The 12798-nt window shown below is 60.8% G+C and carries 10 protein-coding genes; 5 read left to right on the top strand and 5 right to left on the bottom strand.

Annotated features, from left to right (window positions below):
- Nucleotides 1-39 precede the first annotated feature (39 nt).
- Complete coding sequence (gene rsgA / locus ACZ9H3_RS17845; RefSeq protein WP_065758747.1) at nt 40-1071, top strand: small ribosomal subunit biogenesis GTPase RsgA; 1032 nt, start codon at nt 40-42, stop codon at nt 1069-1071.
- Between the two features lie 76 nt (nt 1072-1147).
- On the opposite strand, the gene motB is transcribed toward rsgA, so the two are convergent.
- Both motB and motA read right to left on the bottom strand, forming a co-directional pair.
- Nucleotides 1148-2167 carry a flagellar motor protein MotB gene (gene motB, locus ACZ9H3_RS17840; RefSeq protein WP_476221778.1) on the bottom strand — a complete coding sequence of 340 codons (1020 nt, stop codon included), beginning with the start codon at nt 2165-2167 and terminating at the stop codon, nt 1148-1150.
- 3 nt (nt 2168-2170) lie between these two features.
- Nucleotides 2171-3022, bottom strand: a complete 852-nt coding sequence (gene motA / locus ACZ9H3_RS17835) for a flagellar motor stator protein MotA (protein ID WP_065758745.1) — start codon at nt 3020-3022, stop codon at nt 2171-2173.
- 130 nt (nt 3023-3152) lie between these two features.
- Here motA and ACZ9H3_RS17830 point away from each other — a divergent pair, with 130 nt between their 5' ends.
- Genes ACZ9H3_RS17830 through asd form a run of 3 tightly spaced genes read left to right on the top strand, consistent with a single transcriptional unit; the run spans nt 3153 to nt 6423 of the window.
- On the top strand, nt 3153-4688 hold the full coding sequence (locus ACZ9H3_RS17830) for an HDOD domain-containing protein (RefSeq protein WP_476221776.1): 1536 nt from the start codon (nt 3153-3155) through the stop codon (nt 4686-4688).
- Nucleotides 4689-4734: 46 nt separating this feature from the next.
- Entirely contained in the window at nt 4735-5550 is an 816-nt protein-coding gene (locus tag ACZ9H3_RS17825; protein WP_065758743.1) for a rhodanese-like domain-containing protein, read from the top strand.
- Between the two features lie 9 nt (nt 5551-5559).
- A complete protein-coding gene (gene asd, locus ACZ9H3_RS17820; RefSeq protein WP_065758742.1) occupies nt 5560-6423 on the top strand; it encodes an archaetidylserine decarboxylase in 864 nt (287 codons plus the stop codon).
- Nucleotides 6424-6489: 66 nt separating this feature from the next.
- Here the strand turns inward: asd and serB are convergent, their stop codons facing one another.
- Nucleotides 6490-7704: a phosphoserine phosphatase SerB gene (serB, locus tag ACZ9H3_RS17815; protein ID WP_065758741.1), complete on the bottom strand. Its 1215-nt coding sequence runs from the start codon at nt 7702-7704 to the stop codon at nt 6490-6492.
- Nucleotides 7705-7839: 135 nt separating this feature from the next.
- On the opposite strand from serB, the gene ACZ9H3_RS17810 reads away from it, so the two are divergent.
- Nucleotides 7840-9336 (top strand): histidine kinase, encoded by a 1497-nt coding sequence (locus ACZ9H3_RS17810; RefSeq protein WP_476221773.1) that lies wholly within the window; start codon nt 7840-7842, stop codon nt 9334-9336.
- A 315-nt stretch (nt 9337-9651) separates the two neighbouring features.
- Here the strand turns inward: ACZ9H3_RS17810 and ACZ9H3_RS17805 are convergent, their stop codons facing one another.
- Both ACZ9H3_RS17805 and parC read right to left on the bottom strand, forming a co-directional pair.
- Nucleotides 9652-10362 carry a PqiC family protein gene (locus ACZ9H3_RS17805; protein ID WP_065758739.1) on the bottom strand — a complete coding sequence of 237 codons (711 nt, stop codon included), beginning with the start codon at nt 10360-10362 and terminating at the stop codon, nt 9652-9654.
- A 174-nt stretch (nt 10363-10536) separates the two neighbouring features.
- Nucleotides 10537-12795, bottom strand: a complete 2259-nt coding sequence (gene parC, locus ACZ9H3_RS17800; protein ID WP_065758738.1) for a DNA topoisomerase IV subunit A — start codon at nt 12793-12795, stop codon at nt 10537-10539.
- Nucleotides 12796-12798: the final 3 nt, after the last annotated feature.

Raw genomic sequence — 12798 nt, 5'->3', positions numbered from 1 at the left:
TCCAGACCGATTTAATATTGCCTCCCGCACGGAACCTTCATGGCCAAACGCCAGCTCAATCGTCGCCAGAACTGGCGTATCGAAAAAATCCAGGGCGAACGCGCTGCACGCGCCGCCAAACGCGAACAACAGGCCATGGAGGTACTCGAAGGTGGCGACTTGGGGCCCGAGCAACTGGGCCTGGTAATCGCCCACTTTGGCGTACAAGTTGAAGTCGAGGCCCAGGACGGCGAACAGGTCGGCCAGGTCTTTCGTTGCCACCTTCGCGCGAACCTGCCAGCACTGGTAACCGGCGACCGCGTCGTCTGGCGCGCAGGCAACCAGGGCATTGGCGTGATCGTGGCGCAAATGCCGCGCAGCACCGAACTGTGCCGCCCAGACTCGCGCGGCCAGCTGAAACCGGTGGCGGCCAACGTCGACCTGATCGTGATCGTCTTCGCACCAATGCCCGAACCGCATGCCAACCTGATCGACCGCTACCTGGTAGCCGCCGAACACGCCGGTATTCGCCCCTTGCTCCTGCTGAACAAGGCCGACCTGATCGACGAACAGAACGCCCCGGCACTCAATGCACTGCTGGCGGTGTACCGGCAACTGGGTTACCCGCTGCTGGAGGTTTCGGCCCACCATGGCGACGGCATGCAACAGTTGCAGTCCCAACTCGACGGCCATATCAGTGTGTTCGTCGGCCAGTCGGGGGTGGGTAAGTCATCGCTGGTCAACAGCCTGCTACCCGAGGTGCAAGCCCGTGTTGGCGCGCTGTCCGAATGGTCAGGCCAAGGCACCCATACCACGACGACCGCCCGCCTCTTCCACTTCCCCGGGGGTGGCGAACTGATCGACTCACCGGGTATCCGTGAGTTCGGCCTGGGCCATGTCAGCCGCGCTGATGTCGAGTCGGGCTTTATCGAGTTCAATGACCTGCTCGGCACCTGCCGCTTCCGCGACTGCAAGCATGATCGCGAACCCGGCTGCGCCCTGCTCAAGGCACTGGAAGACGGGCGCATCCAGCAGCAGCGCATGAACAGCTACCGCTCGATCATTGCCAGCTTGCCGCAAGACAGCTACTAAGCAATAACGAGCCCGTCAGCACACAGCAAAACGCCCGCGCAGATCGCTCTGCGCGGGCGTTTTGAGTGCCTTGGACTTAACGCTTGCCCGGCTCGTCCATCTTCAACACACCATCCTCGAAGATATTCAGCTTCTGGCGCAGCTCGTGTGGCTGCATAGGCTCGGGCTCTGGCGCAGTTGCACCGCTGGAGCCGCCCGGCGAAACCGGTGCACCACCTGGCTGAGTGCCATCCGGCGCGGCAGGCGCCTGCTCACCCTCCATCGCTCGCTGGGCCTTCTTGGTCAGCACGATGATATCGATACGACGGTTAACCGGATTGAACGGGTTAGCGCGATCAAACAGCGACGACGACGCATAACCCACTACCCGAGCGACCTGGGTGTCCGGGTAACCACCCGCCACCAGCGCACGCCGAGCGGCGTTGGCACGGTTGGCAGAAAGCTCCCAGTTACCGAAATCACCCGTACCAGCGAACGGCTTGGCATCCGTGTGGCCACTGATGCTGATCTTGTTCGGTACGGCCTTGATGGTATCGGCCATGGCCAGCAGGATATCTTCGAAATAAGGCTGCAAGCGCGCACTGCCCAAATCGAACATCGGCCGGTTTTCCGCGTCCATGATCTGGATACGCAGGCCGTCCTGGGTAATCTCGAAGAGGATCTGATCCTTGAACTTCTGTAGCTGCGGGTTTTCTTCGACCTTGTTTTGCAGCTCCTGCAGCAACAACTCCAGACGCTCACGCTCAACCTGTTCGGCCATGGTTTCGACCTTGTCCTTATCCAGCTGAATGCTGGTGTCAGGCGTTGGCTCGGACTTCACCTCAGGGTTGATAGTCTTTTCAGGGGCCAACTGAGGCGAACCGCCCAGGTCGATAATGTACGGCGTACCACTTTCAGAGAACCCTATCGGGTCTTTGAAGTAGCCAGCGATGGCAAGCTTCTGTTCCGGCGTGGCCGTCGACAGCAGCCAGAGCACCAGAAAGAACGCCATCATCGCCGTCGCGAAGTCGGCGAACGCAATCTTCCAGGCGCCACCGTGATGGCCAGCGTCAAAGCGTTTGACGCGCTTGACGATAATGGGCTGATTGTTCTCCATGGCTTAGCGACCGCGAACCGCTTGTTCCAGCTCAGCGAAGCTCGGACGATGCGACGGGAACAGTACCTTGCGACCGAACTCTACAGCCAGCGATGGCGGCATGCCCGACGCCGAGGCGACCAGCGAAGCCTTGATGGCCTCGTAGACATTGAGTTCTTCACGGGCGTCATGACGCAGCGTATTGGCCAGTGGACCGAAGAAACCATAGGCCGCGAGAATACCGAAGAAGGTACCGACCAGCGCCGCGCCCACGTGCAGACCGATGGATTTCTGATCGCCATCACCCAGCGAGGCCATGGTCACCACGATACCCAGTACGGCAGCCACGATACCGAAACCCGGCATACCGTCGGCAATACCCGTCACCGCGTGCGACGGATGCTCAAGCTCTTCCTTAAGGCTCAGCAATTCCATGTCGAACAGGCCTTCCAGCTCGTGGGGAGCCATGTTGCCGGTAGACATGATGCGCAGGTAGTCGCAGATGTACGCGGTCATACGTTCATCCTTGAGCACAGCCGGGTACTTGGCAAAAATCGGACTGGCCGCCGCGTCTTCGATATCGGCTTCAATCGCCATCATGCCTTCACGACGGCTCTTGTTGAGGATCTCGTAGACCAGGCCCAACACCTCGATATAAAAGGTGTGCGTGAAGCGCGTGCTGAACATCTGCAACGATTTTTTGACCACGTGCATGGTCATATGGCCAGGGTTGGCCTGCAAAAACGCACCGAATGCAGCACCCCCGATGATCAGCACTTCGAAAGGCTGAATCAACGCAGCGATTTTGCCGTGAGAAAGCACATATCCGCCAAGCACACTCGCGAATACGACGATGATGCCGATAATTTTAGCCATAGTTTAAAGCACTTACTGTCGTGGTCAGGGTCGGGGGGCGGAAGCTCGAAAACTCTTCTTCTACTTATCGGCACTTCTGCGCCAGACTATAGCCAGTCAAGGCGAAAAGCCAGTTCAGGCGCCCTACAGCATGCCTAATGAAACTATCGTGCCAAATAAAACCCCAAAAACACTCGATGCCTGGGTCAGGCTTCTAGACAGCGCTCGCCTTCCGGTACCCCGCGACAGCCATGCACGGGTTCGTGCGGCAATCAGCGACAACCGAAGCTCGTTACGTGACATTGCCGAGCTGATGCAGGGCAGCCCAGCGCTGGTGCTGAGCGTGATCCGCGAGGCCAATCAACACACTCATTCGAGCATGAGTGAACCGGCCGAGAGCCTGGAAATCGCCCTGAACAGGTTGGGCCTCAAGCGCACCGAAGAACTGCTTGAGCGCTTGCCCACCCTGGATCAGGCGCAGATCCCGCAACCCCTGCGGCAGTTGCAGATGGTCAGCCAGCATGCCTGCACGCAAGCCAATGGCCTGTTCGCCAATCGACTGGCGCGACTGTGGCAGGAAATCCACTGGGGCAGCCTGCTGTTCCTCTCACCGCTCTGGCCTCTGGCAATCACTTACCCCAAGTTGCTTGAAGAATGGGAAGTGCGGGTTGTCCACAAGAGCGAATCATCAACGGCCGTTGAACACGAGTTGTTCGGTGTGCGCCTGCTCGCCATCTTCCAGGCCCTGGCCAATCATTGGCGCCTGCCAAACTGGGTCACTCAGGGCTATCACTTGCTGCAGGAGGAGCGCGAACTGCTGGCCAAGGTCACCCACATTGCGCGTGATGACGACCCGCTGCATCAACAACAGCAACTGGACGATGATCCCGGTTTGCGACGCTGGTTCAACCAGCCGGCCAACACCGTGCTACTGGCCAATGGTTTGGCGCTGTCGGCCCAGGTGGCCTGGACCAGCCCGCACAACGTTCGCTGGGAGTACCTGATCAGCCTGTACTTGCAAGAACCTATCGACGCGGTACAGCAGCAGATTCACCAACACGCCGCCAGCAGTGCCCGCAGCCACGCAGATGCCGACCTGTTCCACCCGGCGGAAGCATTGATCTGGCCGTGGGAGGCACGCCGTATCCCGCGCGGCCTGTTGCCAGCGGCGCCGCCGTCAACCGAGGCACTGGGTGCCTGGCGCAAGTACTGCGCCGAACTGCTGGCCGAACCCAGCCCCTTCACCAACGCCATGCACCTGACGACTCACGCCCGGGACGCGCTGCTCGCCTGCGGCATGCAGCGGGTGATGCTACTGATGACCGACAAGAACCTGACCCACCTGCGCGTTCATCAAATTGCCGGCCTGGCCAAAGAGGCTGCCAGCCTGAACCTGCAGATCGATCAGAGCAAAGTGCTGCAACGCCTGCTGGCTCAGTCAGCCCAACTGCGCCTGACCCCGGAAAACAACGCGCAGTTTTCTGCACTGTTGCCGGCCAGCCTGCGCAGCCTGTTCAAGGGCAGTCACGTGCTGTTGCGCTCGCTGTCGAGCCATGGCCGGGTCGTCATGCTGCTGGTGGCCGACCAAGGCGGCGCGCCCTTCTCGGAAATCAGCGTGCAAGCCTTCGGCAAGACCGCGCAATGCATCGAACGCGCCCTGAACAACTTCAGCAATCGCAGTGCCTGACCCATGCGCTACAATCGCCCCCTCTCTTTCGACGTGGAGACCCTGGATGACTGACTTTTCTGGCTTGCCCCTGGTGATCGAGCCCGCTGACCTGCAGGCTCGCCTTGAGGCCCCGGAGCTGATTCTGGTCGATCTGACCAGCGTCAACCGCTACGGCAGTGGACATATCCCGGGGGCGCGCTTCGTTGATCCCAAGCGCACGCAATTGGGTCAGCCTCCAGCGCCAGGCTTGCTGCCGGCCAAAGCTGACCTGGAAAAACTGTTCGGCGAGCTCGGGCATAACCCCAATGCCGTCTACGTCGTGTATGACGACGAAGGTGGCGGTTGGGCCGGGCGCTTCATCTGGCTGCTGGACGTAATCGGCCACACACGCTACCACTACCTGGATGGTGGCCTGCATGCCTGGCATGGCGCAGGCTTGGCCCTGTCCACCGATGTGCCGGCCAGCGCTGGCGGCCCGGTCAGCCTGCGCCTGAACGACGCACCGACAGCCACCCGCGAATACCTGCAAAGCCGCCTCGGCGCTGCCGACCTGGCGATCTGGGATGCGCGCAGCCAACTGGAATACAGCGGTGAAAAGGTCCTCGCCGCCAAGGGCGGACATATCCCCGGTGCGGTCAATTTCGAGTGGACCAAGGGCATGGACACCGACAATGCCCTGCGTATCCGCAAAGACATGCCACAGATCCTCGAGCAACTGGGCATCAGCAAAGACAAGGAAGTGGTTACCCACTGCCAGACACACCACCGCTCCGGCTTTACCTACCTGGTGGCCAAGGCCCTCGGCTACCCACGGGTCAAGGCGTATGCCGGCTCGTGGGGCGAATGGGGCAACCATCCGGACACGCCTGTAGAAGTTTAAGGAAACCCAATGAAATCCCGCTTGTTCATCATCAGCCAGTACCTGCTGCCGCATCACCTGCTTTCGCGCCTGGCAGGCTGTATTGCCGAGTGCCGCGTGCGCTGGTTCAAGAATGCGTTCACCCAATGGTTCGCCAAACGCTACCAGGTCAACATGAGTGAAGCGCTGGTCGAAGACGTGACCGCCTACGAGCACTTCAACGCCTTCTTCACCCGCGCGCTGAAACCGGATGCACGCTCGCTGGACACAACTCCAGGGGCGATTCTCTGCCCAGCCGACGGTGCTGTGAGCCAGCTCGGCCCTATCGAGCACGGACGCATTTTCCAGGCCAAGGGCCACAGCTTCAGCGCCCTGGAGCTACTGGGCGGCGATCCAGCACTTGCTGCGCCGTTCATGGGCGGCCAGTTCGCCACCATCTACCTGTCGCCGAAGGACTACCACCGCGTGCACATGCCACTGGCCGGCACACTGCGCGAGATGGTCTACGTCCCGGGTCGCCTGTTCTCGGTCAACCAGACTACCGCCGAAAACGTACCGGAGCTGTTTGCCCGTAACGAACGCGTGGTCTGCCTGTTCGACACCGAACGTGGCCCGATGGCCGTGGTGCTGGTGGGTGCAATGATCGTGGCATCGATCGAAACCGTTTGGGCGGGCCTGGTGACACCGCCGAAGCGCGAGCTGAAAACCTTCCGCTACGACGACGCCGCCCGTGCGCCGATCCACCTGGAAAAGGGTGCGGAGCTGGGACGTTTCAAACTGGGTTCGACCGCTATCGTGCTGTTCGGTCAGGATCAAGTGAAATGGGCTGAAGAGCTGACAGCAGGTTCTGCTGTACGAATGGGCCAAGGCCTGGCACTGCCTGCACAAGCCTGACGCTACAGACAAACATGCGCCCCCAGGCCGGGGGCGCATGTCATGCGGGGCTAACCAGCAGCGTGATCAGCCACGACCGTGGCGGTCACGCATGCCCAGCAGGTACAACACACCATCCAGGCCCAATGTCGAAATCGCCTGTTTGGCCGACTGCTTGACCAACGGTTTGGCCCGGAACGCAACACCCAGCCCTGCAATGGCCAGCATTGGCAGGTCATTGGCACCATCGCCCACGGCAATGGTTTGCTCCATCTGCAAGCCTTCCTTGCGTGCCAGCTCGGTCAGCAGATCAGCCTTGCGCTGTGCATCGACAATCGGCTCTACCGCCACACCGGTGACCTTGCCATCGACGACTTCCAGCTCGTTGGCATAGACATAGTCAATACCCAGACGGGCCTGCAACTGCTTGGCGAAGTAGGTGAAGCCGCCGGACAGGATGGCGGTCTTGTAGCCCAGGCGCTTGAGCTCGGCGAACAGGGTCTCGGCACCCTCGGTCAAACGCAGCGACGCACCGATTTCATCCAGCACGCTGACATCCAGCCCTTTGAGCAACGCCAGGCGCTCCTTGAAGCTGGCCCGAAAATCCAGCTCGCCGCGCATCGCGCGCTCGGTGATCTCCGAGACCTGCTCACCCACACCCGCAGCCTTGGCCAACTCATCAATAACTTCGGCTTCGATCAGGGTGGAGTCCATGTCGAATACCGCCAGACGACGGTTACGGCGGAACAGCGAGTCCTGCTGGAAAGCGATGTCGACGTTCAGCTCCTGAGCCACGCTGAGAAATTCGGCGCGCAGGGCTTGAGGGTCGGCGGGTTCGCCACGTACTGAGAACTCGATGCAACCCTTGCTCTTTTCCACCGGCGTATCCAACGCAACGCGGCCGGACAGACGGTCGATGTGGTCGATATTCAGCCCGTATTGCGCGGTAATCGCGCTCACTCGCTGCACTTGCTCAGCGGTTACCTTGCGGGTCAGCAACGTAACGATATGCCGTGGCTTGCCCTGACCCTCTACCCAGGCCTGGTAATCGGCTTCGGAAACCGGCGTAAAACGCACCTGCTGATCCAGCTCGTAGCCAGCGAACAGGATGTCCTTGAGGACCGAAGAGGCATGCTCGCTTTCTGGAATTTCGACCAGAATGCCAAAGGACAGGGTGTCATGAATCACCGCCTGACCGATATCGAGGATGTTCACACCGCTCCTCGCCAGGACACCGGTGATGGCGGCGGTGAGACCCGGACGGTCCTCACCAGTGATGTTGATCAGGACGATTTCGCGCAAGACGGGCTCCGACTCGTTGAAAAAAAGCGCATTCTACCGACTTTCACTGACTATCGGGCACCGCCGATACTTTGCCGCCCTGTAGCTGCTCGCTATACTGCGCAGCAACTTAACCGACATAAAGAGCCGCGCTCTGTGAACCGGCCTACGCCTGTAAAAACCGACAACTTCTTCCTGCTGATCTTTCGTGCCCTGCGCCAGCGCCGAGTACCGTTGGCGCTGCGGATCGCCTGCCATAACGTCTTCCTGGTCGCCTTGGCACTGGTGATCTATGCCGTTGTGATGGGCCTGCAGTTCAAGGAAGCCATGCATGAACAGGCTGATGCCCTGGGCCAGAGCCTGACGACCCAGACGGCCACCTCGGCTACCGAACTGCTGGTGTCCAACGACATCCTCAGTCTCAACGTGCTGCTGGGCAACCTGGTGAAGAACCCGCTGGTGGCCCACGCGGCCATCTACAGCGTCGATAACCGGATTCTGGCCGAGGCTGGCCAGCGCCCGAAAAACGGCCTGCTGGGCGAAGCGGAAGGCCTCTACCAGACCAAAATCACCTTCCAGGACGTGACGGCAGGGCAACTGCGCATCAGCCTGGACATGAGCCAGTTTCAGCAGCCGCTGACCATCAGCCTGCAAAGCATGGGCATTCTGGCCGGTATCCTGCTGGCACTGGCACTGGCCTTGAGCCTTCGTCTGGGGCGTTTCATCTCCACACCGCTGCTGCAACTGCGCGTATGGCTGCGTGACCTGAATGAATTCACCCCGGCCACTGAGCGCCAGGACGAGATTGGCGACCTGGCGCGCCAACTGCATGCCCGCTTCGCGCCGCCGCCACGTGAGGTAGAGCCAGAAGCAGAGGATGACGACTCGCTGGAAAGCGAGGCAGACGAACCGACATTTGAAGTTCGTAATCTGCGCGACCCAAGCTTTGACGAAACCCCAGCCATTGCACGCCCTACCGTCCGAGCTGTCGTGGACGAGGACGACGAGGCGTTCGCCGACCTGCATGATGACACCGATGTCGCTCGTCCAGCCCAGCAAGCAGTGGCACGCCCACCACAGGCCAGTGCGGTTCTGGCTATACAACTGGGCTCGCAGGAACAATTGCGTCGCCTGCCGCGCGCGCGCCTGACTGAACTGCTGGAACGCTACCGCGACTGCCTCGACCAGGCCGCCTCGCTGTATGAAGGCGAAGTGCAGACACTCAATGACGGCAGCACCCTGATGCTGTTCCACCGCCAGGACAGCGGTGATGACTACCTGACCAACGCCATTTGCTGCGGCGAACTGCTGCGCGCACTCGGCCATGCACTGCAGATCGAGGTCGCGGACAGCGGCATCACCCTGCAACTGCAGCTGGGTCTGGTGTTGGGTGAGGGCCTGCATGGCCTGAGCCAGATCGACCTGCTGCTGACCGAAAAGGCCCAGGATGCCCTGGCCTTGTCCCAGCACAGCCGCAATTTGTTGCTGGTCGAACGCAAGATCAGCGACGACGCCCTGATTCGCCAGCGCGCCCGCATTCGCCCGATCGCCAGCCCTGAAGGGGCTTGCTGTGTCGAGCGACTGATGGAACCTTATCCATCGATGCTGGAACGCCAACTGGCGCGCATGCACGAAAGCCGCGTCAAGAACTAGCCCACCCAGCGATGCAGGCTTGCCTGCGATGACGTCAGCACGGGTGTCAGTGAGTACGAGGCGCCTGCATCGTTGGCAAGCCAACTCCCACAGGAGTCCGCGCAGTACACTGCATTTTCTGTGGGAGTGTCTGCGATGGCATCAGCGCGGTGCCAGCGAGTGCGTAGCGCCTGCATCGTTGGCAAGCCAACAGGGGGGCCGCGCAGAACGCTACATTTCCCTGTGGGAGCAGGCTTGCCTGCGATGGCGTCAGCACGGGCACCCGTAAGTGCGCAGCGTCGACGGCCTGAACCCGCATCGCTGCGGGCTCGTTCTTCAGAAGCGGAACACTTCCATTTCGGTGCGGATTGGCGAAGCCAGCGGGATCTTTGACTTTTCAGGCCCCTCCTTGCGCACCTGCACAGGAGCAGCCTTGCGTGGTGTTTCTTCGACCACAGGCGGCTGATTGGCCAGCGGTTTGAGCGCAGCGCTCAACTGCTCAGACAATCGCTGCAGCAACACGCCCTGAGCCTTGACCTGATCAGCAGAGCTGCCCAAGTGCCGTTCCTCAAGGTGGATGATACGGTTGTCGCGAACCTTGCCACGACGGTCAATCAACCGCCACTGGGCATCCAGGATGGCAGGCTGATGCACGCCCGAATCCAGACGTGTGATCGACAGCAGCACTTGCACGTCAGGACTGAAACCCGACGTGGCCGGCGCCAGCACGACGCGATGGCTGTCCAGACGCCAGGCCAACTGACGTACCAGCAGTTGATCGATGTCAGCCGACAGGCTGCCTGCCCAACGACCATCGGTAGCAGCAGTCAGGCTGCCATCCGCCTGACGCTGCAGGAAGGTTTCACGTTGCAAGTAATCAGCAACCGACACCGGCCCCAGCACAACGGCCATGCCGCCCGCCTGTTTAGGCTGCTCAGGCTGACCATCGTCGAGCTGATACAGCGCAACCGGTTGATGCATGCTACAGCCAGCCAGGCCCAATACCCCTGCCAGCAGTAGAACAAATGGAAGGCGCAGAAAAGTCATCATCCCATCCAGGCGGTCGCCACTCGGCTCACCGCAGTGATACACATAAATTCACTCGGGCACCCAGCTACCTGGGCACCACAAGGCGCCTATCATCCGCGAATATGCGGCGCGACTCCAGCATTTGTGCCGTATACCCGACCAAAAAAGCCGGGTATGCGGCCCACGAGCACACTAGCCAAGGCTCTCGACCAGCAACGCGTCAACCCGCTGGAAACCACGTGGCAGCTTGCTACCGCGCCGCCCTCGCTCACCCTTGTAGTGCTCCAGGTCATCAGCCTTGAGAGACAGGGTACGCTTGCCGGCCTGCAATACAAGGGTTGAACCCTCAGGAACGACCGCCAAATCAGTGACGTACTCTTCGCGGCTAGCAACCCGCTCACCTGGAATACCAATGATTTTATTGCCCTTTCCTTTGCCTAACTGCGGCAAGTCGCTGACCTTGAACACCAGCAACCGACCTTCGGTCGTGACGGCTGCCAGCCAATCCTGCTCACGATCGGCCAACGCACGCGGCGCAATGACCTTGGCACCATTGGGCAAGCTGAGCAGCGCCTTGCCCGCCTTGTTTTTGGCCTGCAGGTCTTCGCCCTTGGCCACAAAGCCATAGCCGGCATCGGAAGCGATCACATACAGCGCGTCATCGTCAGGCAGCAGCACGCACTCAAAAGTAGCCCCTGGCGGCGGTGTCAGTCGGCCGGTCAGCGGCTCTCCCTGCCCCCGCGCCGACGGCAGGGTATGAGCCGCCACCGAATAGCTGCGGCCTGTCGAGTCGATGAATACCGCGAATTGGTTGGAACGCCCCGCAGCGGCAGTCTTGAAACCATCGCCGGCCTTGTAGGAAAGCCCCGTTGCATCGATGTCGTGACCTTTGGCGCAACGCACCCAGCCCTTCTCCGAGAGCACCACGGTAACCGGCTCGGTCGGCATCAACTCGTTTTCCGAGAGGGCCTTGGCCTCGGCACGCTCGATGATCGGCGAGCGGCGATCATCGCCGTAAGTCTCGGCATCCTTGATCAGTTCCGTGCGCACCAGCTTGCGCAGCTTGGATTCGCTACCCAGCAAGGCGATCAGGCGAGCCTGCTCTTTGGCCAACTCGTCCTGCTCATTGCGAATTTTCATTTCTTCCAGCCGCGCCAGTTGGCGCAGGCGGGTTTCGAGAATGTACTCCGCCTGGGTTTCGGTCAGGCCGAAACGGGCGATCAGCGCAGCCTTCGGCTGATCCTCGGTGCGGATGATATGAATCACTTCATCCAGGTTGAGGAACGCCACCAGCAAACCTTCCAACAGGTGCAGGCGCCGCTCGACCTTGTCCAGGCGGAACTGCAGACGACGACGCACAGTACCAACCCGGAACTCCAGCCACTCGCTGAGCAGCGCCCGCAGATTCTTGAGCTGAGGGCGACCGTCAAGGCCGATGATGTTCATGTTGACCCGGTAGCTGGACTCCAGATCCGTGGTCGCAAACAGGTGCTGCATCAACTCGTCGAGGTCGACCCGGTTGGAGCGGGCGATGATCACGATCCGGCACGGGTTTTCATGGTCAGATTCGTCCCGCAGATCGGCCACCATCGGCAGCTTCTTGGCTTGCATCTGCGCGGCGATCTGCTCCAGCACCTTGGCGCCGGAGACCTGATGCGGCAACGAGGTAACGACGATATCGCCATCCTCGATGCGGTAGACCGCGCGCATGCGCACCGAACCCCGACCGGTTTCGTAGATTTTCAGCAGGTCGGCCCGTGGCGTAATGATTTCCGCCTCGGTCGGATAGTCTGGGCCCTGGATATGCTCACACAGCTGTTCGACGGTCGCTTTCGGCTCATCGAGCAGCCGCACACAGGCACTGGCCACTTCGCGCAGGTTGTGGGGCGGCACGTCAGTCGCCATGCCCACTGCGATACCGGTGGTACCGTTGAGCAGAATGTTCGGCAAACGTGCTGGCAGCACGGCAGGTTCGTCGAGGGTGCCGTCAAAGTTCGGCACCCAGTCGGCGGTACCCTGGCCCAGCTCACTGAGCAGTACTTCGGAGTAACGCGACAGACGTGCCTCGGTGTAACGCATGGCGGCAAAGGACTTCGGATCATCCGGTGCGCCCCAGTTACCCTGGCCATCGACCAGTGTGTAGCGGTAGCTGAATGGCTGAGCCATCAACACCATGGCTTCATAACAGGCCGAATCGCCATGGGGGTGGAATTTGCCGAGTACATCACCAACAGTACGTGCCGATTTCTTGTGCTTGGCGTCAGCGTCCAGCCCCAGCTCGCTCATGGCATAGACGATACGTCGCTGCACCGGTTTCAGGCCATCGCCGATATGTGGCAGCGCACGGTCCATGATCACGTACATGGAGTAGTTGAGGTAGGCCTGTTCGGTGAAGTCAGCCAGTGACCGGCGCTCTACGCCATCGAGGCTGAGATCAAGGGAGTCGCTCATGCG

Source organism: Pseudomonas sp. TE3910, from assembly GCF_056279025.1.
Note: the sequence above shows the minus strand (reverse complement) of the source record. Positions and strands in the feature narration are given on the sequence as shown.